This window comes from Sphingomonas sp. BK481 (assembly GCF_014194875.1).
In the GTDB taxonomy this organism is placed as follows: Bacteria; Pseudomonadota; Alphaproteobacteria; order Sphingomonadales; family Sphingomonadaceae; genus Sphingomonas; species Sphingomonas aerolata.
On the sequence record NZ_JACIAP010000009.1, the window covers coordinates 123,748 to 145,555 of the forward strand.

General features: G+C 65.6%; 20 protein-coding genes and 3 pseudogenes. 11 read left to right on the plus strand and 12 right to left on the minus strand.

Annotation, left to right across the window (positions count from 1 at the left end; genetic code table 11):
• Positions 1-131: 131 nt before the first annotated feature.
• Positions 132-1,475: an IS1182 family transposase gene (locus FHY04_RS16610; RefSeq protein WP_128456138.1), complete on the minus strand. Its 1,344-nt coding sequence runs from the start codon at positions 1,473-1,475 to the stop codon at positions 132-134.
• A 527-nt stretch (positions 1,476-2,002) separates the two neighbouring features.
• Here FHY04_RS16610 and FHY04_RS16615 point away from each other — a divergent pair.
• Genes FHY04_RS16615 through FHY04_RS16645 form a run of 7 tightly spaced genes read left to right on the plus strand, consistent with a single transcriptional unit; the run spans position 2,003 to position 10,568 of the window.
• Positions 2,003-2,650 (plus strand): efflux RND transporter periplasmic adaptor subunit, encoded by a 648-nt coding sequence (locus tag FHY04_RS16615; RefSeq protein ID WP_183937234.1) that lies wholly within the window; start codon positions 2,003-2,005, stop codon positions 2,648-2,650.
• The gene (locus FHY04_RS16620; RefSeq protein ID WP_183937235.1) at positions 2,650-5,751 is read left to right on the plus strand and encodes an efflux RND transporter permease subunit; all 3,102 of its coding nucleotides are present in this window, start codon (positions 2,650-2,652) and stop codon (positions 5,749-5,751) included. Before FHY04_RS16615 ends, FHY04_RS16620 begins: the two co-directional genes overlap by 1 nt.
• Positions 5,748-7,124 carry an efflux transporter outer membrane subunit gene (locus FHY04_RS16625; RefSeq protein ID WP_183937236.1) on the plus strand — a complete coding sequence of 459 codons (1,377 nt, stop codon included), beginning with the start codon at positions 5,748-5,750 and terminating at the stop codon, positions 7,122-7,124. Before FHY04_RS16620 ends, FHY04_RS16625 begins: the two co-directional genes overlap by 4 nt.
• A 9-nt stretch (positions 7,125-7,133) precedes the next feature.
• Complete coding sequence (locus FHY04_RS16630; protein WP_183937237.1) at positions 7,134-7,805, plus strand: response regulator transcription factor; 672 nt, start codon at positions 7,134-7,136, stop codon at positions 7,803-7,805.
• 29 nt (positions 7,806-7,834) lie between these two features.
• The gene (locus FHY04_RS16635; protein WP_260171585.1) at positions 7,835-9,148 is read left to right on the plus strand and encodes a HAMP domain-containing sensor histidine kinase; all 1,314 of its coding nucleotides are present in this window, start codon (positions 7,835-7,837) and stop codon (positions 9,146-9,148) included.
• Positions 9,148-9,924 (plus strand): hypothetical protein, encoded by a 777-nt coding sequence (locus tag FHY04_RS16640; protein WP_221211839.1) that lies wholly within the window; start codon positions 9,148-9,150, stop codon positions 9,922-9,924. The genes FHY04_RS16635 and FHY04_RS16640 overlap by 1 nt, the downstream gene beginning before the upstream one ends.
• Positions 9,925-9,971: 47 nt before the next feature.
• The gene (locus tag FHY04_RS16645; RefSeq protein WP_183937239.1) at positions 9,972-10,568 is read left to right on the plus strand and encodes a DedA family protein; all 597 of its coding nucleotides are present in this window, start codon (positions 9,972-9,974) and stop codon (positions 10,566-10,568) included.
• A gap of 447 nt (positions 10,569-11,015) precedes the next feature.
• Here the strand turns inward: FHY04_RS16645 and FHY04_RS16650 are convergent.
• Positions 11,016-11,893: pseudogene (locus FHY04_RS16650) on the minus strand (LysR substrate-binding domain-containing protein).
• 110 nt (positions 11,894-12,003) lie between these two features.
• On the opposite strand from FHY04_RS16650, the gene FHY04_RS16655 reads away from it, so the two are divergent.
• The 4 genes from FHY04_RS16655 to FHY04_RS22715 are packed head-to-tail and all read left to right on the plus strand — an operon-like array spanning position 12,004 to position 14,912.
• Positions 12,004-13,095 (plus strand): putative sulfate exporter family transporter, encoded by a 1,092-nt coding sequence (locus FHY04_RS16655; protein WP_183937240.1) that lies wholly within the window; start codon positions 12,004-12,006, stop codon positions 13,093-13,095.
• A gap of 59 nt (positions 13,096-13,154) precedes the next feature.
• The gene (locus tag FHY04_RS16660) at positions 13,155-14,225 is read left to right on the plus strand and encodes a sulfite oxidase (RefSeq protein WP_037535043.1); all 1,071 of its coding nucleotides are present in this window, start codon (positions 13,155-13,157) and stop codon (positions 14,223-14,225) included.
• Complete coding sequence (locus tag FHY04_RS16665; protein ID WP_107963382.1) at positions 14,222-14,734, plus strand: MgtC/SapB family protein; 513 nt, start codon at positions 14,222-14,224, stop codon at positions 14,732-14,734. Before FHY04_RS16660 ends, FHY04_RS16665 begins: the two co-directional genes overlap by 4 nt.
• Before the next feature lie 52 nt (positions 14,735-14,786).
• Entirely contained in the window at positions 14,787-14,912 is a 126-nt protein-coding gene (locus tag FHY04_RS22715) for a hypothetical protein (RefSeq protein WP_260171586.1), read from the plus strand.
• 125 nt (positions 14,913-15,037) lie between these two features.
• Here the strand turns inward: FHY04_RS22715 and FHY04_RS16670 are convergent, their stop codons facing one another.
• From FHY04_RS16670 to FHY04_RS16715, 10 genes and pseudogenes are all read right to left on the minus strand, one after another.
• Positions 15,038-15,310: a CrcB family protein gene (locus tag FHY04_RS16670; RefSeq protein WP_277970856.1), complete on the minus strand. Its 273-nt coding sequence runs from the start codon at positions 15,308-15,310 to the stop codon at positions 15,038-15,040.
• 3 nt (positions 15,311-15,313) lie between these two features.
• Positions 15,314-15,676: a DUF190 domain-containing protein gene (locus FHY04_RS16675; protein WP_192239384.1), complete on the minus strand. Its 363-nt coding sequence runs from the start codon at positions 15,674-15,676 to the stop codon at positions 15,314-15,316.
• A complete protein-coding gene (locus tag FHY04_RS16680; RefSeq protein WP_409349175.1) occupies positions 15,673-15,960 on the minus strand; it encodes a hypothetical protein in 288 nt (95 codons plus the stop codon). Before FHY04_RS16680 ends, FHY04_RS16675 begins: the two co-directional genes overlap by 4 nt.
• A gap of 34 nt (positions 15,961-15,994) precedes the next feature.
• Positions 15,995-16,165: pseudogene (locus FHY04_RS22720) on the minus strand (arsenate reductase); the annotation flags it as partial.
• A 10-nt stretch (positions 16,166-16,175) separates the two neighbouring features.
• Entirely contained in the window at positions 16,176-16,508 is a 333-nt protein-coding gene (locus FHY04_RS16690) for a helix-turn-helix transcriptional regulator (protein WP_037535046.1), read from the minus strand.
• 331 nt (positions 16,509-16,839) lie between these two features.
• Positions 16,840-17,316: a hypothetical protein gene (locus FHY04_RS16695; protein ID WP_037535047.1), complete on the minus strand. Its 477-nt coding sequence runs from the start codon at positions 17,314-17,316 to the stop codon at positions 16,840-16,842.
• Positions 17,317-17,329: 13 nt separating this feature from the next.
• Entirely contained in the window at positions 17,330-18,574 is a 1,245-nt protein-coding gene (locus tag FHY04_RS16700) for a molybdopterin-dependent oxidoreductase (RefSeq protein WP_019054679.1), read from the minus strand.
• 107 nt (positions 18,575-18,681) lie between these two features.
• Positions 18,682-19,764, minus strand: a pseudogene (locus tag FHY04_RS16705) (TDT family transporter).
• Between the two features lie 65 nt (positions 19,765-19,829).
• Positions 19,830-20,702: a LysR family transcriptional regulator gene (locus FHY04_RS16710; protein WP_019054677.1), complete on the minus strand. Its 873-nt coding sequence runs from the start codon at positions 20,700-20,702 to the stop codon at positions 19,830-19,832.
• Between the two features lie 88 nt (positions 20,703-20,790).
• On the minus strand, positions 20,791-21,774 hold the full coding sequence (locus FHY04_RS16715) for a malate dehydrogenase (RefSeq protein WP_069710277.1): 984 nt from the start codon (positions 21,772-21,774) through the stop codon (positions 20,791-20,793).
• Positions 21,775-21,808 lie beyond the last annotated feature (34 nt).

Here is a 21,808-nt window from a genome sequence, read left to right on the forward strand (position 1 = left end):
CGGTTCGGGCTGCGGCTCTTATGGGCAATCTCGCCAAGTGTCACAACCGAACGAGACTGTTGAAAAAGGCGTGCGCGGGATTGGCTTGGCGGATAGCTGGCGACGCCGGGCACCGGAGGATGCGCCGCGTATCAGGCCGGCGCGGCCTGCCGGGCCAGCAGTTGAAGATTGTATGCCGCGGCAGCCATGGTGAACTCCTCGGCTGCTCCGGCGAGGCCTCGCAGCTTAAGCGTTCGTAGCCCCAGGTTGCGTTTCAGGTGGCCGAACACGCGCTCGATCCGCTGTCTTCGACGCCGCGCGTGCACATAGGCGTCGGTGCCGGCTAGGGCGCGCACGGTATCGCGGGCATCCTCGCTAACGAGGCGGGTGATGCTGCGTTTCCGGCTGACGGTGCATCGGGGCTTCAGTTTGCAGCCAGTACAATCGGCGACATGGCTCCGGTATACGCGAACCTGGCTGGCGCGTTTGGTGCCGCAATAGCCGAGCGGCTTGTCCGCCGGGCAGCGATAGGCATCGGCCTCGCGATCATAGCGAAAGGCATCACGGGTGAAGAAGGCGTCGCGCTGGCGGCTGCGGTCAATGACCGGGATGTACGGGGTGATATTCCGGTCGATTAGCCAACCGAGCAACGGGCCGCTGCCATACGCTTTATCGGCCGAGAGGCTCTCGGGTGCGATGCCCAGCATGGTGCCGGCACGCGACACCAGTGTCCGGGTCGCCGCGACCTCGGACGAGAAGCGCGCCGGCGTCGCCTCCACATCGAGGATGCAGTCGGTATCAAGGTCGAGCAGCGGGTTGATGGCGTATGCGTACCGCGCCGGCCCGTGCTTGCAGCTGAGCGCCGCCTGCGGGTCGGTCGGCGAGATGCTGGTTGGATTGACGGGCGCGGGCTCGTCGGGATCTGGCGGCAACGCGGCGTCGAGCGCCGCTAGATATTCGGCGACGGGTCGCGATATGCTCTCCCCGGCACGAAGCTCGTCCGCGGCATCGGCTCCCTTCAGCTTCCTCTCGCGGCTGGCGTCGGCCATGATCGTGCTGCCGTCAACCGCCACGTCGCGCCCAGCCACCAGCCCGGCCGCAGCGCACTTCGCGACCACCTGCTCGAATAGCAGGCGATGCAGGCCGCAAGCGCGGAAGCGGCCGTGCCGGTTCTTGGAGAAGGTGGAATGGTCGGGCACCCGGTCGGCCAGATCGAGCCGGCAGAACCAACGATAGGCGAGGTTGAGATGCACCTCCTCGCACAGGCGGCGTTCCGACCGGATGCCGAACAGGTAGCCGACCAGCAGCATCCGCAGCATCAACTCCGGGTCGATCGAGGGTCGCCCGCTCGGGCTATAGCTCGCTGCCAGCGCCTCACGGACGAAGCTGAAGTCGAACAGTCCGTCAATTCGACGTAGGAGGTGGTCGGCTGGCACATGATCGTCGAGCCGGAACCCGTAGAACAGTGCGCCTTGCGCCACCTGCCGACCCATCATGTTCGTGATCCTCCGACGCCTTTCAGGAGTGAATCACGCCTCCAGCCCCTTCGCAAGCAGCCGTTTTTCAACAGTCTCGTTCGGTCGTGACACCAGCCTATGGCTTCCTGCCGAACATTGGGATTTTGTATAGTCGCGCCAAGCTGCCGCCAACATGAGGCTGCTACCATCGTGGCATGACGCCTATCCGATGCCTTCCGATCGCCACATGGCCCCTGCTGGCGATCCTGACTGGATGCGGCAGTGATCCGGTTCCGACACCGGCTCCCCCCGCCAAAGCGGAGGCAGTCGCTCACGAAAGCGATCTGCTCAAGCTCACCCTCACGACGCAAGCGCAACAGCGTCTTGGCATCCGAACGGTAAGGATTGGCGATGGTTCGGCCACGCAAACCCGCCAGACGAGCGGCGAGGTCGTCGTGCCGGCAACCGGCGGGGCAGGTGTGCCAACGGGATCGACGAGCAACCTCGCTCAAATCGGAGTCAGTCAGGTTGCGGCCGAAGGCGAGGTCGCGCGAGCGCAAGCGCAAGTGCGACTCGCCGTCATCGCCTATAATCGCGCCGACGCCTTGGTGCGCGAGGAGGCGGGCAGCGTGCGAGGGCGCGACGAAGCCGCGGCGGCACTCGCCACCGCGCGGGCGGCACTGGATGCGGCACGCGCGCAACGAAGGCTGCTCGGTCCCTCGATCGCGTCGATGGGCAATCTGTCGACGCTGTGGGTGCGGGTGCCGGTGTTCGGCACCGACGTGAGCGCCATCGAACGCGGTCGCACGGCTACCGTTCGTCCGCTCGGCGACGATCGCGCCGCTCTGCGCGCTGCGCGCCCGGTCCAGGCCCCACCCTCGGCCAATGCGGTCGCGGGCACCGTCGATCTGTTCTTCGCGCTCGATAATCGCGACCGTGCCTACCGCGTCGGCCAGCGCGTCGCCGTGGCGTTGCCGCTTGGCGGGAAGGCTGATGGGTTATCAATCCCGACCGCTTCCATCGTCCGCGACATCTATGGCGGCGAATGGGTGTACCGGAAGACCGCGCCCGACACCTATGTCCGGCAGCGCATCGAGGTCGCGAGCGTCGCGGACGGCCGTGCGCTATTATCGCGCGGCCTGGAGCGCGGTGCCGAAGTCGTGACGGACGGGGCGGCCGAGCTGTTCGGGACCGAGTTCGGGACGCCGCACTGATGCTTGCCTGGTTGGTCCGTGCCGCGCTAATCCAGCGTGTCCTCGTTCTCGCGCTCGCTGCGCTGCTGGTTGTCCTCGGGCTACGTGCGACCGGCGACGTGCCGCTCGACGTGTTTCCCGAGTTCGCACCGCCTATGGTCGAGATTCAGACCGAAGCGCCCGGCCTCTCCACCGAGGAGGTGGAAAGCCTGATTACCGTGCCAATCGAAACGGCGGTCAACGGCGTCCCCGATCTGATGACGCTGCGGTCGAAGTCGGTCCTCGGGCTGTCGTCGGTGTCGATCCTGTTCGACCGCGGCACCGACGTGATCCGCGCCCGCCAGCTCGTCCAGGAGCGGGTGACACAGGTGCAGGCGCGGTTGCCCGCCGCGGCGCGTCCCCCGGTGATGCTGCCGCCACTGTCGTCGACCAGTCGGGCTATGAAGATCGGCATATCGTCGGCAAAGCTCGATCAGATGCAGCTCTCCGAACTGGCGCGATGGACGATCCGGCCGCGACTGATGGCGGTGCCGGGCGTCGCCAACGTCGCAATCTGGGGTCTGCGCGACCGCCAATTGCAGGTTTTGGTCGATCCCGACCGGCTGCGCGCGGCCGGCGTGACGCTCGCCGAACTGCGCGCCGCGGCCGGCGATGCGGTGCTGGTAGGCGGAGGAGGCTTCGTCGATACGGCAACCCAGCGGCTCGCCGTGCAACAGACTAGCGCGATCCAGTCCTCGGCCGATCTCTCGCAAGCGGTCATCAAGCAGAGCGGCGAAGCACCGGTCCGCATCGGCGACGTCGCCCGCGTGGTCGACGGCTTCGCCGCGCCGATCGGCAATGCGATCATTGACGACGGCCCCGGCCTGATGCTGATCGTCGAGAAGCAACCGACCGGCAACACCCTCCAGCTTACCCGTGACGTGGAGGCTGCGATCGGTGAGCTGAAGCCGGGCCTGCGCGACGTGAAGGTCGATACGACGATCTTCCGCCCCGCGACCTTCATCGAACGCTCGATCGACAATCTGACGCGCGCGCTTGCGATCGGCTGCCTGCTCGTGGCCGTGGTGCTGTTCGTCTTCACCCGCGATTGGCGACAGGCGACGATCAGCCTCGTCGCCATCCCGCTGTCGCTGCTCGGCGCGGGCTTGGTGCTGTTGTGGAGCGGTGCGACGATCAACACGATGGTGATCGCCGGGCTGGTCATCGCGCTCGGCGAAGTCGTCGACGACGCGATCATCGACGTGGAGAACATCGCGCGCCGGCTGCGGCTCAATCGCGAGGCAGGCAACCCGCGCTCCAACTTCGATGTGGTGCTGTCGGCCTCGCTGGAAGTGCGATCGGCGGTGGTGTTCGCGTCGCTGATCGTGATGCTGGTGTTCCTGCCAATCTTCTTCCTGGGCGGGGTGGCGGGCACGTTCTTCCAGCCACTCGCCATCGCCTATGTGCTGGCGATCGCCGCGTCGTTGCTGGTCGCTCTGGTGGTGACGCCGGCGATGTGCCTGTTCCTGCTGCCAAGCGCGCCCCTCAAGGCAGAGCGTGACACGCGGCTCGTCGGGGCGCTCAAGCGCCGTTACGCCGGGGTGCTGCCGCGCATGGTGGCGCGACCGGCGCTGGCGATGGGGATCGTCGCGGGCGGGCTACTGCTGGCCGGCGTCGGCTATGCCGGGTTCAAGGACCAGTTCCTGCCCGACTTCCGCGAAACCGACTTCCTGATGCACTTCGTCGAGAAGCCCGGCACGTCGATCGAGGCGATGGACCGCATCACGATCCGCGCGTCCAGGGAGCTGCGCGCAATCCCCGGCGTGCGCAACTTCGGCGCGCATATCGGCCGTGCCGAAGCCGCGGACGAGGTGGTCGGCCCGAACTTCACCGAGCTATGGATCAGCCTGGACGAGAATGTCGACTATGACGCCAGCGTCGCGCGTATCAAGGAAGTGATCGACGGCTATCCCGGCCTCTACCGCGACGTGCTTACCTATCTGCGCGAGCGCATCAAGGAAGTGCTGAGCGGCGCGGGCGCGACCGTCGTCGTCCGCATCTTCGGTCCCGATCAGGTCGAGCTTCGCGCCACGGCTGAGCGGGTGCGGGCCAAGGTGGCGGCGATCGGCGGGGTTGCCGATCTCAAGGTCGAGCAACAGGTGCTGGTGCCGCAGATTCAGGTCCGTCCCTGGCCCGGCGATCTCGCAACGCTGGGCCTCACCGCGGGCGAAGTACGGCGACAGGCGCAAACGCTGGTCGCGGGGCAGAAGGTCGGTGAAATCTACCGAGACCAGAAGGCGTTCGACGTGGCGCTATGGGGCGAACCCAAGGTGCGCGGCGATGTCCATGCGCTTGCCGACATGATGATCCAGACGCCCGCGGGCGCGCCGGTGCGGCTGCGCGACGTGGCCGATATTCGCATCATGCCCGCGCCCAATGAAATCAAGCGCGAGAACGGTCAGCGTCGGATCGACGTGACGTTGAACGTCGCGGGCGCGGACCTGGGTACGGTCGCGCGCGCCGTCGAAACAGCGGTCGGACAAGTGCCGTTCGCGACCGGCTATCACCCGCAAGTGCTGGGAGAATATGCGGCGCTGCGTGACTCGCGCCAGCGGCTTTGGACAACCGGGCTGCTGTGCCTGCTGGGCGTCCTGCTGCTTGTATGGCTGGAGTTTCGATCGGCACGCATCACCGCGCTGGTCGCGACCAGCCTGCCGTTCGCGCTGGTCGGCGGTGTCGTCGGCGTGGCGCTGACGGGCGGGGTGCTGTCGCTCGGCTCGCTGGTCGGATTCGTCACCGTGATCGGTATCTCGGCGCGCAACGGTATCATGCTGCTGTCGCACTACGATCATCTCCGCCGGTTTGAGGGCGAGGAATTTGGCCCCCGCCTGATCCTTCGCGGCGCGGAGGAACGGTTGGTGCCGATCCTGATGACCGCCGCGTGCGCCGGCCTTGCGCTGCTGCCGCTGATCGTCGCCGGCAACGCGCCGGGCCATGAAATCGAGCATCCGATGGCGATCGTCATCTTGGGCGGACTTGTCTCCTCGACCGTGCTCAACCTGTTCCTGATGCCCGCGCTCTACGCGCGCTTCGGACGGGAGAAACCCACACCCGATGCCCCGCTCGCCGGAGTTCCCGCATGATCCGCCGGTTTGCTCCGATCGCCGCGTTCGCGGTCGCGGGGTGCATGACAGCGCCTCTGCCCCCGCCAACCATCGCTCCCGCGACCGCCACGGGTGCTTTCGCGCATTTGCCGACCGCTGCTATCGCCCCGGTCCCGAACGACTGGTGGCGGCTGTATGACGACCCGGCGCTCGACCGGCTTGTGCGGGCCAGTCTCGCCGCCAACGCCGATCTGCGCGTGGCCTATGCCAATCTCGATGGCGCGCGGGCCGCGCTGCGTCAGGCCCGCGCCGCGCGCCTGCCGCAAACCACGATCGAAAGCGCGGGCACGATCGACAACAGCGCGACCCAGCCAAGCGCATCATCGAACGTACCGACCACGGATTACGATCTGGCACTCACCGCAAGCTGGGACATAGACCTGTTCGGTCGTCTGAGGTCTGGCGCACTGGCGGCGAGAGCCGATGCGGACGCGCAGGCCGCGGCACTGGACTCGCTACGCGTCGCGGTCGTGGCCGATACGGTGCTCGCTTATGTCGACCTGTGCGGCGCGACGCGCGCGGCGACGGTCTCGCGCGAGATTATCGCGGTTCAGGAGCGCTCTGTAGCCTTGGTCCGGGACCAGTTCGCCGCTGGCGAAGTATCGCCGCTCGAAGTCTCGCAAGCCGCCAGCCTGCTGGAATCCACCCGCGCCACGCTGGCCCCGTTCGAGGCGGCGCGCGCGAATGCCCTATACCGGATCGCAACCTTGCAGGGCCGCCCCTCCGCTGAAGCGCGCGGGTTCAACATCGTCTGCAATGCGCCCCCGAAGCTCCGCACGGCGGTGCCCGTGGGCGACGGACAAGCGCTACTGCTGCGTCGCCCCGATATTCGCGAAGCCGAACGCCGCCTCGCCGCTGCTGCGGCGCGGATCGGTGTTTCCCGTGCCGATCTCTACCCACGCGTGAATCTGGGCGGTGCGGTCGGGCTGCTGACGGGTGGCTTCGTCGCGACAGCTTCGCCGCTGATAAGCTGGGCCTTCCCCAATCAGGCCCCGGCGCGCGCACGACTGGAACAGGCCCGCGCCACCGAGCGTGCGGCGCTCGCCGGTTGGGATGTGGCGGTATTGCGGGCGCTGCGCGAAGTCGAAACAGCGCTTGCCGCTTATGACAGCGAGGTGCGCCGCAATCGCGCGCTCGATGCCGCCCGCGTCCAGTCCGATCTCTACGCGCGCCGTGCTACCGCGCGGGTTCGGCTCGGCGATGCCGCATTCCTGATCCAGTTCGATGCCGAGCGTGCACGGGCGCAAGCGGCGCTCGCGCAAGCGCAGTCCGATCTTACCGCTGCTCAATCCCAGGTCGCCCTGTTCCGGGCGCTGGGGGGTGGATGGCAGACGAGCGGCCCGGCGGGCTAGGATGCACCCATGCGAATCCTGATCGTTGAAGATGATGCCGAGACCAACCGCTTCGTAGCCCGCGGACTTACGGAGCTGGGACATCACGTCGTCACCAGCGCCGATGGTCGCGATGGACTGTTCCAAGCGACTGGCGACCAGTTCGACGCGCTGATCGTCGATCGGATGCTGCCCGGCCTCGATGGCCTGTCCCTCATCAAGGCACTGCGCGCGGCGGGCAACACGACGCCAGCGCTGATGCTAACCGCCGTTGGCGGCATCGCCGATCGCGTTGAGGGGTTGGAGGGCGGTGCCGACGACTATTTGGTCAAGCCGTTCGCCTTTTCCGAGCTGGCAGCGCGTGTCCACGCGCTCGGGCGACGTCCAGCCACCCAGACCGAAGCGAGCGTCCTCGTAATCGGCGCAATCGAGCTTGATCTTCATCGCCGCACCGTCACCCGCGACGGTCGCCGGATCGCGCTCCAACCACGCGAGTTCGCATTGCTCGCCGAGCTGATGCGCAATCCGCGTCGGGTGATGACCCGCACGATGCTGCTGGAACGGGTTTGGGATTTCGACTTTGATCCCAAGACCAATATCGTCGAGACGCACTTAAGCCGCCTGCGCTCCAAGCTCAACGCCGGGTTCGATGACGATGCGGTCGAAACCGTGCGCGGCGCGGGCTACATGATCCGCAGCTGATGATCCAACTTTGGCGCTCCACCTTCGGCTTGGTCGTCTTGGTCGCGGCCTGTTTCGCACTGGCGACGCTGGTCATCGGGGTCGTCGCCTACGAAGTCACGCACGAAGCCCTGGAAATCCAGCTCGATCACCGGGTCGCGATCGAAACACACGCGCTGATCGACGAAGGCGACGACGGCCCCACTGGCGTTGCCGCGGCGATCCGTCGGCGCGAGGCGGCGCGAAGCACCGCCAGCCTGGATTACCTGCTGGTCGATCCCTCTGGTCGCGGGGTGGCGGGACTACTCGACGCTACCGCACCCATCACGCCCGGCTATCTGGAGCTTCTCCACTACCGGCGCGACGGTGAACACCGGATCGCTCAGGCGTTGACCACGCGCTTGCCCGACAACAGCCGGTTGGTCGTCGCGGCCGATCGCGGCGTCATAGACGAAATGGACGCTACGCTTCTCAAGCTGTTCGCCGGAGCGTTCGGCATCATGCTCCTGCTCGGCATCGGCGCGGCCTGGCTGGTCGGCGCGGTCACGCGCGCGCGCCTGTCGCGCATCGATCGCACTGCGCTGGCGATCATCGACGGTGATCTTGCCCGGCGTATGCCGACCACCGGCACGGGAGATGAGTTCGACCGCGTGTCGGCGACGCTCAACCGGATGCTCGATCGGATTGGTGGGCTGATGGACAATCTCCGACAAGTGTCGAGCGACGTCGCCCATGACCTGCGGACACCCCTGACCCGCCTGCATAACCGGCTCGACGAGGCACTGACGACGGAGAACATGGACGACAAGCGACAGGCGATCGAAGCCGCTGCCGCACAGTCGCGCGACCTGCTCGACATATTCGGGGCATTGCTGCGCATCGCGGAAGTGGAAGCCTTGTCGCCCCGCGCCCATTTCCAGGACTTGCCGCTGGACCAACTGGTCGAGGAACTGGTCGACACCTACCGTCCTGATATGGAGGCAAGCGGCCACCTGCTCATCACAGCGATTGTCCCCCAAATAGGGGTAACGGGCGATCGACGGCTGCTGCAACAGCTTGTCACCAATCTCCTCGACAACGCGCTCCGCCACACCCCCTCTGGGACGACGGTTCGCGTCGAGCTGGTGCATGATGGTGCAGTTGCTCGCTTGACGGTCGCCGATGACGGACACGGGGTAGCACCCGAAGATGCGCCCCGGCTGTTCCAGCGGTTCGCGCGCGCGGAACGTAGCCGATCGTCGGAAGGTCATGGCCTGGGCCTGGCACTCGTCGCTGCGGTCGCGACCGCGCACCGGGGCACGGTTTCGCTGCTCACGCCACCCGGATTTGGGGTTGTTGTTGAACTACCAGTTGGGAAAGCATGATGACGATCGGCGACAGGCGCGAACTCCTGAGCAAGGTGCCGGCGATCACGCTGGGCTTCTGGATCATCAAGATTCTGGCGACGACGCTCGGCGAAACCGCCGGCGATACCGTCAGCATGTCGATGAACCTGGGCTATCTTGTCGGCACTGCGATTTTCCTGACGGCGTTGATCGCGCTGGTCTGGTGGCAGGTGGCGGCGACGCGCTTTAGCCCATTGCTCTATTGGGCGACGATAATCGCATCGACCACCGCGGGAACGACGATGGCGGACTTCGCCACGCGGTCGTTGGGCATCGGCTATACCGGAGGTTCGGCGCTGCTGCTCGGATGCGTGCTGGCGTCACTGTTCGCTTGGTATCGCACCCTTGGCTCGATCTCGGTCGATACCGTCCGGGAACCCAAGGCAGAGCTGTTCTACTGGCTCACCATCACCTTCTCGCAGACGCTCGGCACGGCACTCGGTGATTGGACAGCGGACACCGGGGGCATCGGCTATCTGGGTGCAGCGGCGATCTTCGGCGCGATGCTGGCGGTGCTGGCAGGGTTGTATTTCTGGACGAAGACGAGCCGTGTCTTCCTGTTCTGGGCAGCGTTCATCCTGACCCGGCCGCTCGGTGCCGCTGTAGGCGATTTCCTCGATAAGCCAATCGCAAAGGGCGGACTCGATTTCAGCCGCCCGCTCGCTTCGGCAGTGCTTGCGGGGGCCATCCTGGCCCTCATCCTGATCCTGCCGCAACGCGCAGGCCAACATCCTGGTGAGAACAAAGCTGGGTAAATTGAACCGGTTTCTCACCACGACATATCGCTATTGAAAGACTGCCCGTGTTTGATCGCATCATCGAATTTTTGAATGGAGCCGGGTATCTCGGGATTGCTGCGCTCATGTTTCTCGAAAACGTGTTTCCGCCAATTCCATCCGAAGTCATCATGCCCGCGGCCGGGTTCGGCGCGGGGCAAGGGCAATTGAATCTGCTCGGCGTCATCGTTGCCGGAACGCTCGGGTCGGTCGCAGGCGCGCTGTTCTGGTATTATGTCGGCAAATGGATTGATGCCAATCGGCTGCGGCGCTGGGCCGGACGGTATGGGCGCTGGCTGACGCTCTCCCCGCGAGACATTGACCGCGTGGACCGCTGGTTCGATCGACACTCCAGCAAAGCCGTGTTGCTCGGGCGGCTCGTCCCCGCGCTGCGAACGCTGATCTCGGTACCGGCAGGCGTGTTCGGTATGAGCCTGCCACGTTTTCTGCTGTTCACGACGCTTGGGACCGCGCTCTGGACGACGCTGTTAGCCGTGGCCGGCTACCTTCTTGAAGGGCAATACCGTATCGTTGCCGCCTACCTGAATCCGATTACCAACATCATCGTCGGACTGGTGGTCGCCGCATATCTTTATCGTGTGGCGACGTGGCGCGCCGACTAAAGTCAAAACCGAAGTGTTTGTCGACAGGGCGGCAGCGGCAAGAGTCGACCAACTCACGCCATACATGAGCGAAGGCGTAAACGGCGGCTTTTCGCGAAACCTGCCACTTACGCTGCGCGAAACCAATGTTTGATGTTCCGACCCATTCGGGGCAGCCCCATGCTGAGCCAAAGGCGGCATCACCCGCCGTGGCGGAAAACACCCGTTTGTCGTGCATCCAGGATGGCGACAGGGTTTTCCGCCGTAATCTACGCCTTCTGGGACAAGGGCGTCGTCCCGGCACGGTCTGCCGAACGACAGCTACTGCCAGATCCGGCCGCTCGTGGGCGATGTCCCGTCCTACTATGGCGCAAATCTGGTAGAGTGCGGTCAGACAGGTTTCAGGAAGGAGATGGCGATCGCGGGCGGTCCCAAAAAGGATGGCGTTTTGAGAATGCCGATGCGTACCTACCGCCGCTGCAACCCGATCACGTCCAACAGCGCATCCGCGGCTTTCGTGCGATAGCGTTCCTTATGCCGCAGCCCGAAGAAGGGGCGAGGAGCGAATGTGATCGGTGCGACGTGCAACAGACCTGCCTTGATGGCCGGGTCGACCACTAGCGCCGACAGGACAGCAACGTCCGCCCCAGCCTCCACGGCCGTTCGGTCGCTTTCATTAGACGGCATCGTCAGCGCCACGTCGAGGGCAGCCGGATCGACTCCCAAGCTGCGCAACTCGCTATTCAACGTCGATCGCGTGCCTGATCCAGGCTCCCGTTGCCCCCAGCGTGCTCGTCGCAGCCATGTCACGTCGATGTCGGCGTCGCCGAAAGGCTGTGCTCCGACGAGCAACAGCCGGTCTTCGCCGATCGGCCAATGCGCCAACGCCGGGTTGTCGATCTCGCCCTCGACAATACCCAGATCGGCCTTGCCGTCATAGACGCGTGCCGCGGCCTGCCCGGTGTTGCCGATCGACAGTTCGATACTAATCGCCGGATAGCGCTCATGGAAAGCCGCAAGGATGGGCGGCAACCAGTAGGCGGCGATGGTCTGGCTGGCGACGAGGCGCAGCGTGCCCCGCTTCAGCCCGCCAAGCTCCTTCAGCACCGTCTCGGCCGCGTCGGCCCGCGCAAGAACTCCGCGAGCCTCGGTCAGGAACAGCCGTCCGGCCTCTGTCAGAGCGATGCCGCGCCCGACGCGGTGGAAGAGCTTGGTTGCGTGTCGCTCCTCAAGCGAGGCGATGGCTGCGGAAGCCTCTGACTGCGTGACGTTTAAGGCCGCGCCGCGACGGTCATATGCTTGCGCTCGGCCACGCCGACGAAGATGCGCAGTTGCTCCAGTGTCACACCGCACCTGATATAGAAACCGATCGCGATTGACGATCGGAATGACAACAAGGCTAAGTTGGAGCGATCGGTAGGCAGGGTTTAGATCGTGCGACGGAAGGAACACCGCCGTGGCCAGTTTTGCCTATCCCGATCGTATATTCCCTACCGTCCAGACTAGCAGATTGCCCGCGCTGCTGCCCGGCGTCGGCCTCTGCCTCGCCGTCACCGGCTCGGCCTACGCGCTGGAGGCGGGCGAGCGCGCACTGGCCGGCAAGGCGTGGCTGGAGGCGCTGGTGCTCGCCATCCTGATCGGCACCGCCGTGCGCAGCCTGTGGACCCCGGATGAAAGGTGGCACGAAGGCATCGCATTCAGCGCCAAATACTTACTGGAGGTGGCGGTCGTCCTGCTCGGTGCTTCGGTCAGTGCCGCGACCATCTTGGCGGCCGGGCTGCCGCTCCTCGCCGGTATCGCCGGCGTGGTCGTGAGCGCAATCCTGCTCAGCTTTGGGATCGGCCGATTGCTCGGCTTGCCGACGCGGATGGCGCTGCTGGTGGCTTGCGGCAATTCAATCTGCGGCAACTCCGCCATCGCGGCCGTGGCACCGGTAATCGGCGCCGACAGCGACGACGTAGCTGCCTCGATCGCGTTCACGGCGGTACTGGGTGTGGTGGTAGTGCTTGGCCTGCCACTGCTCGGGATTGCGCTCGGCATGGGCGGGCTCGCCTTCGGGGCGCTCGCCGGGCTCACTGTCTATGCCGTGCCGCAGGTGATCGCAGCCGCCTCGCCGTTGGGCGCCACCGCCGTGCAGATGGGTACGCTCGTCAAGCTGGTGCGCGTGCTGATGCTCGGGCCGGTGTGCCTTGTTCTGTCGCTGGTGGCGCCTCGTCTCGCGCCGCAGTCGGTTCCCGAAGGCGAGTTCGTCGCCGGTTCGCCTACGGCCAAGCGGATGGACCTCGCCCACCTCGTGCCCTGGTTCATCATCGGCTTCCTCGCACTGGTCGCCTGCCGCTCGCTGGGTCTGGTGCCGACCGTCGCCATCGCGCCGATCGGCCGGAGCGCCACGCTGCTGACCGTCGTTTCCATGGCGGCGCTCGGGCTCGGCGTGGACGTCCGCACCGTCGCCAAGGCCGGGGGCCGCGTGACCATGGCCGTCGTGTTGTCGTTGCTCGGCTTGGCCGCGATCAGCCTGACGCTGCTGGCCGCGCTGCACATCGCATGATCGGGCAAGATAGTGAGGATGAGGCCGAGGCCAAACCGATTGTCAGGCGTTACAATAGCATGAGCGAGCTGATGATAGAGCGGAACCCCGAGCCCTACAACGCCGAGCCGGTGCCCGGCGCCTTGATCGAGCGGTTCTTGACGCCACAGAACCTGTTCTATGTGCGCAGCCATGGGCCCGTGCCGGACCTGCCGGCCGATCACCGGATTGAGGTGGGCGGGATCAGTGTGGGCGAGTGCTCCATCTCGATTGCGGAGTTGAAGGCGCGCTTTCCGGTCCGGACTGTCACGGCTGTGCTTCAGTGCGCCGGCAACCGCCGGACCGATCTCCAACAGGTGGGCAAGACTTCAGGCGATCCGTGGGACATAGGCGCGATCGGCAATGCCGAGTGGACGGGCGTGCGGCTCGCAGACCTGTTGGATGCAGTTGGAGCATCGGACGCGTCCAACCTGTTCGTCTGCTTCACCGGCGCTGACGAGGTGGATGTGGAAGGCGAGGTGGCACCGTTCGGCGTCTCGATCGCTATGACCAAGGCGCGGGCGCCCGACGTGCTGCTCGCCTGGGCGATGAACGGCGAACCGCTGGCATCCGAGCACGGTGCGCCGTTGCGTCTGGTCGTGCCAGGCTATGCTGGCGTGCGTAGCGCCAAGTGGCTGACCCGGATCGAGGTCAAGGACACGCCCTCCGAGGCGCCGATCCAGGCGCACGATTACAAGCTTTTTCCGGCCGACGTGACCAGCGAGACGGCGGACTGGACGCAAGGGCTGACGATCAACGCCATGCCGCTCAACGCCGCGATCTGCTCGCCTGGTTCGGGCGAGAGTCTGCCCGCGGGCAAGGTCCGGATCGAGGGCTATGCCGTCGCCTATGAGCGCGACGTGTCGCGGGTAGAGGTGTCGCTGAACGGCGGTCGAGACTGGCGGCAGGCCGATTTCTCCGACGATCCGGACGGGCAGTGGAGCTGGCAGCGCTGGTCGCTCGATGCGGAACTGCCCAAGGGGCGCCAGCACCTTGTGGTGCGCGCGTTCGACGATGCGGGCCAGGGTCAGCCCGAACTACCCGATACGATGTGGAACTTCGCCGGATACCTCTGCACGGCCTGGCACCACGTCCACGTGCTGGTCGAGTGAATCCGCCGCCTTTGTCGGTCGATCTCGCCTTCTGGGTCGACGCGATCGGCAGGATGATCGTGGCGACGGCGGCCGGCATGACGCTCGGCTGGGAACGGTCACGCGAGAACCGACAGATCATGGGTCTGCGGACGCTGGGGCTGGTCGGGCTCGCGAGTTGCATCGCCGTCCAGGCGATCGTCCACAGCGGCTTGCCGAACGTGAACGCCGATGCAGCAGGTCGAGTGATGCAGGGCATCCTATCCGGCGTCGGCTTCATCGGCGCGGGCGCGGTCCTGCGCGTTGGCAGCGGGCAGGAGGTGCACGGGCTAGCAACGGCGGCGTGCATCTGGGTGTCAGCGACGCTCGGAGCGGCAGCGGGATTGGCGGTGTGGCCACTACTTGTGGGCGGTCTGCTGCTGGCGATGCTAGTGTTGTTCGTCGGCGCACCGCTCGAACGCCGTATCCGCGAACGCGCTCGGCAGACCCCGGCCGAAGCGGACCGGCGGGACGCCGAGCAGAAACCCTGAATAATCCTTGGCGCGAAACGGTGTACCAGTAGTTTTGCAGACGGAGGACTTCATGAGCGATATCGACAAGAAGAAGCCCACCACGCAAGAATCGGCCGAGATTCTGGAGCTGGAGGAGTCGGTCCGCGCCAAAGACAAGGCGAAGGTTGACAACGTCAAGGAAGATGATCGCTCCTGAGCCGGTTGGCGCCGCTAAGCCGGGCTGAAGGAGCGAACGAGAGCGAGGCCGCCGAACAGCGCGAGCACGCCCAGCCCAACCGATCCGACAACATAAAGGGCGGCTTGCCCGACTTCGGCTCTCTCCTAAAGCAAGGCCGCTTCCAGCGAGAAGGTCGAGAAGGTCGTGACGCCGCCCAGCCCGCCGGTGGTGAGGAACAATCGCCATCCCCGGCTCGATCCGCTCCGCAACAGGAACCAGCCGTCCAGCAGACCCATAAGGAATGAGCCGAGCACGTTGATGATGGGCGTTCCGATCGGCAGGTCGGGGCCGAACAGGCGCAGGCTGAGGCCGTTCAGCCCATACCGCAGCATGCCGTCGGAACCAGTCCCGGCGAACATAATCAGGTATGGCCCCATGCCTCAGCCAGCCAGCTCGGCCGTATCCGCATCTTCCTGGCGCAAGCCCGCCGGGCTGACCGTCCAATGCTCCAGGTGCTTGTAGACGATGACCTTGTTCGCAAGCAGGTCGCCGTGCGCCCGGCAGAAGCCTTCGAGCTGCTCGCGCTGGCCGATCAGTTCGACACACATGGTGAGGTGCGGATCGGCGATCTCGGCGCCGTTCTCACGCACCGGGCCGTGGTTGCTGTAGCCGTAGTGGGTATGGTGGGCGACAGCGTTCATGATTCCGTCCGCCTTGGCCTGCGCGACGAGCGTTCGGTCGAGCGGCTTGGCAGCCCAGCGTGAGCGCGTGCCCGGCTTTACCGCCTTGTCGGCTGGCTTCATGTAGATGCGGACCAGCCGATCTCGGTCTGCGACACGTGGTGGGCGTCGGACATGGATAAGCCTTCCGTGGGGTGAGGAGCGAACAGGTCTGAAAGGTCGGGCACGGGACGGAGCGCGCGCGCATCGCGCAGCGTCAGGTCCGGCGGCAGGGTGCTGCCCGCCCGCTTCGGCACCGCCACCCGTTGCGACAGGTAGATGCCGTTATGCCCGGAGCAGGCGTAAGCGACGAAACAGGCGACCGCGACCGGCACTGCGGTCTCGGCGCCGAACAGCTCGACGCCCATGATCGTGCAGGCCAGCGGCGTATTGGCCGCGCCCGCGGGGCGTTATGCCGGCGCGGTCGATCAGCTCGACCAGCAGCGCGCGCGAGGGCGGAGTTTTCAGATATTCGACCACGTGCGGTTCGATGCCGGCATTGCGGATCAGGCCGAGCGTGTTGCGCGACGTGCCGCACACGGGGTTGTGATAGATCACGATATCGACGGCCACGGGCGTCCTTTCAGCAGCAGGGGGTGAGTTCGGCGATCAGCGGGGCGCACAGCTCCGCGTTGCCGGCGCAGCAATCCTTGACGAGGAAGAGCGTTAGCGCGCGCAGGCCGTCGAGATCGGCACGATAGATGATCGAGCGGCTATGACGTTCGGATCGCACCAGCCCGCCACGGGCGAGGATGCCGAGGTGTGCGGACATTGTGTTTTGCGGTACGTCGAGCTGACGGGCGATTTTGCCCGCAGCCAAGCCATGCGGTTCGTGCCGCACCAACAGGCGGAACACGTCGAGGCGTGTTCCTTGTGCGAGCGCGCCGAGCGCTGAAATTGCCGTGTTGTTTTCCATATATCCAGAATAGCAGCTATATGGTTCCGGTACAGACGTTTATAGCACCAAGTAGGCAGGCAGTCGGCACCCTACGCTCTTTTCCGAAGTCCCCAACGAGTGGGGCGGGACCCCGCGGGCACGGCTCTATCGGCCCGCTGGGCGTGCCGACCGAGCCATCGTGCCGGCGTCTCGGCCCTGCCGGGTGACGATTATCGCGTAAGGTGTGCCACGTGGCGCACCTGCGAACGCGCAGGCGCGAGCAGTGTTTCGATTGGCGTCGACGCCCTCCCCCAGAGGCCACACCGCACAGCACTTCGCGCGCAGAACCGCGTGTCGTGAGTTGATGGGCTTAGCCTGATCCCCCCGATACGTCGGGCGCAGCCTTCGGATCGGGGTCTTGCGCCTTGCCCTTCGCGGCGCCCGGCTGCTTTGCGCTCATGGCGGTCAGATAAGCGACGATCGCCGGCACGTCGGCTGCGGCGACGGGGGCTTTGTAGACCTCGCGCATCTTGGTGACCTCCGCGGTCCACTGGTCGGCGGAGAGTGGCGGCTGGTTCAGCGCCATGCTCGCCGAATGACACGAGGTGCAGTTCGCATTGATGACGTCGGCATGCGGGCCGGCGGGATATTGCCCTTCGTCGGTTGGGAGATCGACCGAAGTGGACGCCAGCGAGAAGCCGCGCGCCGAGACGCTTGGCGGCGGTGGTGCGGTCGGGGCGGCAGGCGGCGGGGCGACGCGGCTGTTCGGGGCACCAATCGCGAGCAGAAGAACGACGGTCGCGCCGACGAACCCGAACGACAGCGTGCCGATGGAAGGCGTTTTCATGGGGGAGCGCTCCTCAGCCGACGACGATGTTGGTGGTTTCGATGTTGCCGCGCATGAACCCGCCCGGGTTCCAGATCGGCGTCATCGGCTGCGCGATGCCGGCGGTGTTCCAGCAGCGCGACATCAGCCTGGTCGGGCCCGCATGCGTGAGCGGCACCTGCGCGTCCCAGCGGCGGAAACTGTATTTGCCGTGATCGGGGCCGAGCACTGTCTTGTACCAGGTCTTGCCGTTGTCGGTCGACACATCGACCTTGGCGACGCCGCAATCGCCCCCCATCGCAATGCCGCCCAGCGGGATTGACCGGTCGAACGCGATTGCCTGCCCTTCGTCGAGGCTCGTGACCCAGCTGCGCGGGATCATCTTGTTGATGGGCACGGCCGGGAAATCCTTCTGGCCAGGCCGCACGTTCGCGCCTGGAGTGTCAGGGATCTTGTACGCCTTGGCCATCCAGTAACCGTCGTCGGGTGCGGCGAGCACCTCGATGTCGTTCAGCATCTTGACCCAATAGGTCGAATACCAGCCGGGTACGATCAGCCGGACCGGGAAGCCGTTGAGGAGCGGCATCTGTTCGCCGTTCATCCCGAAGGCGAGCATCACTTCGCCGTCGCGTGCGTGGTCGATCGACAGCGACTTGGCGAAATCCGGTCCACCCGCGACCACCGGTTGGTCGAGCGCACCGAACCGCACCGCAACCGCGCCCGGCTTCACGCCGGCGATGTCGAGCACGTCGCGCAGGCGCACGCCGAGCCATTTGGCGTTGCCCATGGCCCCGTGACGCCACTGCGCACCGGCAACGGGCGGCTGGAACAGCGCACGCGAATTGCCCGAGCATTGGTTGATCGCCGCCAGCTCGACGCGTGGCAACTTCAGCAGTTGCGCGAGCGAGATCGACAGCGGCCGCGTGACCGCGCCGTGCACCTTGATCCGGAACGCCTCGACATCGATCGCGGTCGGAATGTCAGCCCAGTGCCAGCGGACGAAGAACTGGTCGTTTGGCGTGAAGACGTCGCCATTGAACACGCTCATCGGCGTTTCCAGCAAAGGCGGGTGGATACGCTGGAGGATCATGTTGCCCTTGCCGGGGAACGCACTGGTCATCGGCCGTTCCGACGGACCGCCCGGCAGGTGCAGATCGACCATGCTCTGCGCCAGCGCGGGTGCGGCGATCAGCGCGCCGCTGCCGATCGCGGCCTCTGCGAGAAAGCGACGGCGGTTCGTCGCCTGCGCCAGTTTCATATCCAGGCTGTCCACCAACATTCTCCCGTTTCTGTCATGTTCTGTATGCGCGACCCGTCCGCCGGTCTGCCCGGTACGGGTCGATCAGATTCGCCGGTTCGATCCGGCAGGACGATCGGTTTGGCCCATCAATTGGCTTGGGCAATGCAGGGCGACACGAACAGGTTGCCGCGCCAGCCGCCCGCGACCGTCTTAGCGCCGACCAGCAGCCACATTGCTGCGAGCGCCACTGTGAGGACAGTGCCGACGATCCCGAAAAAGCCGAGCTGAAGCGTCGTGCCGAGCTTGAAGGTGGCGACCGTGGAGACGCCAAGCGGGAAGGTATAGCCCCACCAGCCGAGGTTGAACGGAATGCCCGCGCGCCAGTAGCGGATCGTGATCAGCGTCGCGAGCGCCAGCCACCACAGACCGAAACCCCAGAGCAGCAGCCCGGCAATCGTGCCAATCCCCTGCGCTACCGCGCCGATCTGCCCCAGGCCGTTGGCGGCGAGGATCGCGGGCGCGTTGCTGCCGAGCACCAGCATCCCAAGCGCGCCGGTGCCAATCGGACCGAGCGCGAGCCAGCTCGAGGCGGCCATGCTCTCGTGCGGCAGCTTGTGCAGTGCCATCCGCAGGATCAGGATCGCGAGGATGCCGAACGCGACCGGCACTGAATAAGCCCAGAGCACATACGACGTTGCGAGCACGACGAACTGGTGATGCGCGTCCGCCAGATGCGGGGCGAGCAGGCCGCCGCTCGCACCTGCGACCTCCGCCGCGACCACCGGCAGCAGCCACACCGCGGTCATGCCGTCGAGCGAATGTTCGTGCCGAGTAAACATGAGGTAGGGGATCGCTACACCTCAGGCGAGCGACATCGCGACGTCGATCCACCACAATGTCTCGGCGATCGGGATCACGCCAGCGCCGAACCGCGGCAGGCCGAACGCCAGGAACCCGTTGATGATCGTCGCCAGCCCCATCGGGATCGTGCCGATGAACATCGACACGGTGTTGTGCCCGAAGATCCGCCGCGCCTCGTGTCCGAACATCGTCCAGCGCGCGGTGTAGAGCCCGGCGAACAGCGTGAAGAGCGCGATGTTGAAGTACCACAGCGCCTCGCCGACCGGGTGCAGCGATGCGCCGACGCCCGGCACCTGCGGCAAGGCGAGCGCGAGAATGCCGGTGCCCATCGTAGCGGCGAACCAGTTGGGGGTGAACTGCCGGATCATCTCGCGCGGGGAGTCGAGCCGGCTGAGGGGCTTCAGGCCATCGAGAACGGGTTTCAGATCGGCGGTCACTTGCCAGTCTCCTTGATGAGATCGGTCAGCGCATCGGCCGCCCGCGTTCGATACCGCTCTTTATGGCGCAGCGCGTAGAACGGACGCCGCGGCAGACCGAGCGGCAGATCGTGCAACGTGCCGGCCGCGATTGCAGGTGCGACGACATGCTGCGACAGCACCGCGACGCCCGCCCCGGCCTCGACCGCGCTACGTACCGCCTCGTTCGATGGTAGCATCAGCGCCACGGTGAGGTCCGACGGATCGACGCCGCGCTGGCGCAGCACCTCCTCGAACGACGAGCGCGTGCCCGATCCCTGCTCGCGGACGATCCAGCGTGCGGCGCGGATCCAGTCCTCGTCGATCGTGTCGGCTGCGCGGTCGCTTACCAGCACCATGCGGTCGTTCGCGACCGTCCAATGCGCGAGCGCGGGCTCGTCGATCACACCCTCGACGAAGCCGAGCTCGACCGCACCGTCGAGCACGCGCGCCGCGGCCCCCTCGGTGTTGTCGATCGCCAGTTCGATTGAGATCGCGGGGTAGCGCGCATGGAACGCGGCCAGCTGGCGGGGCAGCCAATAGCCCGCGATCGTCTGGCTTGCGACTAGCCGCAGAGTGCCGCGCTCCAGTCCTGCATATTCGGCCAGTGCAAGTTCCGCGCTGGCGGCACGGCCAAGCACTGCGCGTGCGTCGACCAGAAACATGCGGCCCGCTTCGGACAGTTCGATCCCACGGCCGACCCGGTGGAACAGCGGCACGCCGTGCCGGGCTTCCAGCGCGGCGATGGCAGCGCTTGCGGCTGACTGCGTCACATTGAGCGCTTCGGCCGCGCGCGTCATGTGCTCGCGCTCAGCGACACCGACGAAAATCCTGAGTTGTTCCAGGGTCATGCCCGATCTCCTTGCCCCAATGATAGGGAAAGGAGATCAATCGCACCAACCAAAGATTACGGTCATTCCAATCAGATATACCGGTCGTTCATTTCAGAATGTCGATAACCGCCTCACGTTCTTCGACCAGTTCGGCAATCGTGCGATCGAGCATCGTTCGCTGGAATGGATCGAGGATCAGTCCTTCGATACGCGCATACCCACCGCTTTTGCAGTGCACCGGCACGCCGCACACCAGCCCTTGCGGGATACCGTAGGAGCCATCTGACACCACGCCCATCGACACCCAATTGTCGCCTGCGCCGTGCACCCAGTCGCGTAGATGATCGATCGCCGCATTTGCGGCCGATGCGGCCGAGGACGCACCCCGTGCTTCGATGATCGCGGTTCCGCGCTGCGCAACGGTGGGGATCAACGTTTCGCGGTACCAAGCCTCGTCTCCAATACGGTCGGCGAGCTTTTGGCCATCGAGTTCGGCATTTCCCCAGTCGGCAAACATCGTCGGCGAATGGTTTCCCCAGACGACGAGCTTTGTAATCGCATCGACACCGACACCCGCTTTGGCCGCAAGCTGTCCCTGCGCGCGGTTGTGATCGAGGCGGATCATCGACGTGATGTTTTCGGCAGGGAAACCCGGCGCGCTTTGCGCAAGGATCCAGGCATTTGTGTTGGCGGGATTGCCGACGACCAGGATCTTGGCGTCGCGTTTGGCCACTGCGTCCAGCGCTGCGCCCTGCGTCTTGAAGATCGCTGCGTTGGCAGCGAGCAAATCACGGCGCTCCATGCCCTTCGAGCGGGGACGAGACCCGACCAGCATGGCCGCATCGATGTCCTTGAAAGCCACCATCGGATCATCAGTAATGATCACATCTGCCAGCAGCGGGAACGCGCAATCCTCCAGTTCCATGACCACGCCGCGTACTGCGTCCATCGCCTGCGGCACGTCGAGCAGTTGAAGGATAACGGGCTGGTCCGGTCCGAACACATCACCCTGCGCGACCCGGAAGAGCAGCGAATAGCAAATTTGTCCTGCGGCACCGCTGATCACGATCCTGACGGGGGGCTTGGTCATTTTGGAAAGGGCTTTCGTTGGGAGATTACAGACG

Coding starts and splice junctions, on each gene's coding strand:
- FHY04_RS16610 (WP_128456138.1), bottom strand. CDS start 1,475: ATGATGGGTCGGCAGGTGGCGCAAGGCGCACTGTTCTACGGGTTCCGG.
- FHY04_RS16620 (WP_183937235.1), top strand. CDS start 2,650: ATGCTTGCCTGGTTGGTCCGTGCCGCGCTAATCCAGCGTGTCCTCGTT.
- FHY04_RS16625 (WP_183937236.1), top strand. CDS start 5,748: ATGATCCGCCGGTTTGCTCCGATCGCCGCGTTCGCGGTCGCGGGGTGC.
- FHY04_RS16630 (WP_183937237.1), top strand. CDS start 7,134: ATGCGAATCCTGATCGTTGAAGATGATGCCGAGACCAACCGCTTCGTA.
- FHY04_RS16640 (WP_221211839.1), top strand. CDS start 9,148: ATGACGATCGGCGACAGGCGCGAACTCCTGAGCAAGGTGCCGGCGATC.
- FHY04_RS16660 (WP_037535043.1), top strand. CDS start 13,155: ATGAGCGAGCTGATGATAGAGCGGAACCCCGAGCCCTACAACGCCGAG.
- FHY04_RS22715 (WP_260171586.1), top strand. CDS start 14,787: ATGAGCGATATCGACAAGAAGAAGCCCACCACGCAAGAATCGGCCGAG.
- FHY04_RS16670 (WP_277970856.1), bottom strand. CDS start 15,310: ATGGGGCCATACCTGATTATGTTCGCCGGGACTGGTTCCGACGGCATG.
- FHY04_RS16675 (WP_192239384.1), bottom strand. CDS start 15,676: ATGAAGCCAGCCGACAAGGCGGTAAAGCCGGGCACGCGCTCACGCTGG.
- FHY04_RS16680 (WP_409349175.1), bottom strand. CDS start 15,960: ATGGGCGTCGAGCTGTTCGGCGCCGAGACCGCAGTGCCGGTCGCGGTC.
- FHY04_RS16690 (WP_037535046.1), bottom strand. CDS start 16,508: ATGGAAAACAACACGGCAATTTCAGCGCTCGGCGCGCTCGCACAAGGA.
- FHY04_RS16695 (WP_037535047.1), bottom strand. CDS start 17,316: ATGAAAACGCCTTCCATCGGCACGCTGTCGTTCGGGTTCGTCGGCGCG.
- FHY04_RS16700 (WP_019054679.1), bottom strand. CDS start 18,574: ATGTTGGTGGACAGCCTGGATATGAAACTGGCGCAGGCGACGAACCGC.
- FHY04_RS16710 (WP_019054677.1), bottom strand. CDS start 20,702: ATGACCCTGGAACAACTCAGGATTTTCGTCGGTGTCGCTGAGCGCGAG.
- FHY04_RS16715 (WP_069710277.1), bottom strand. CDS start 21,774: ATGACCAAGCCCCCCGTCAGGATCGTGATCAGCGGTGCCGCAGGACAA.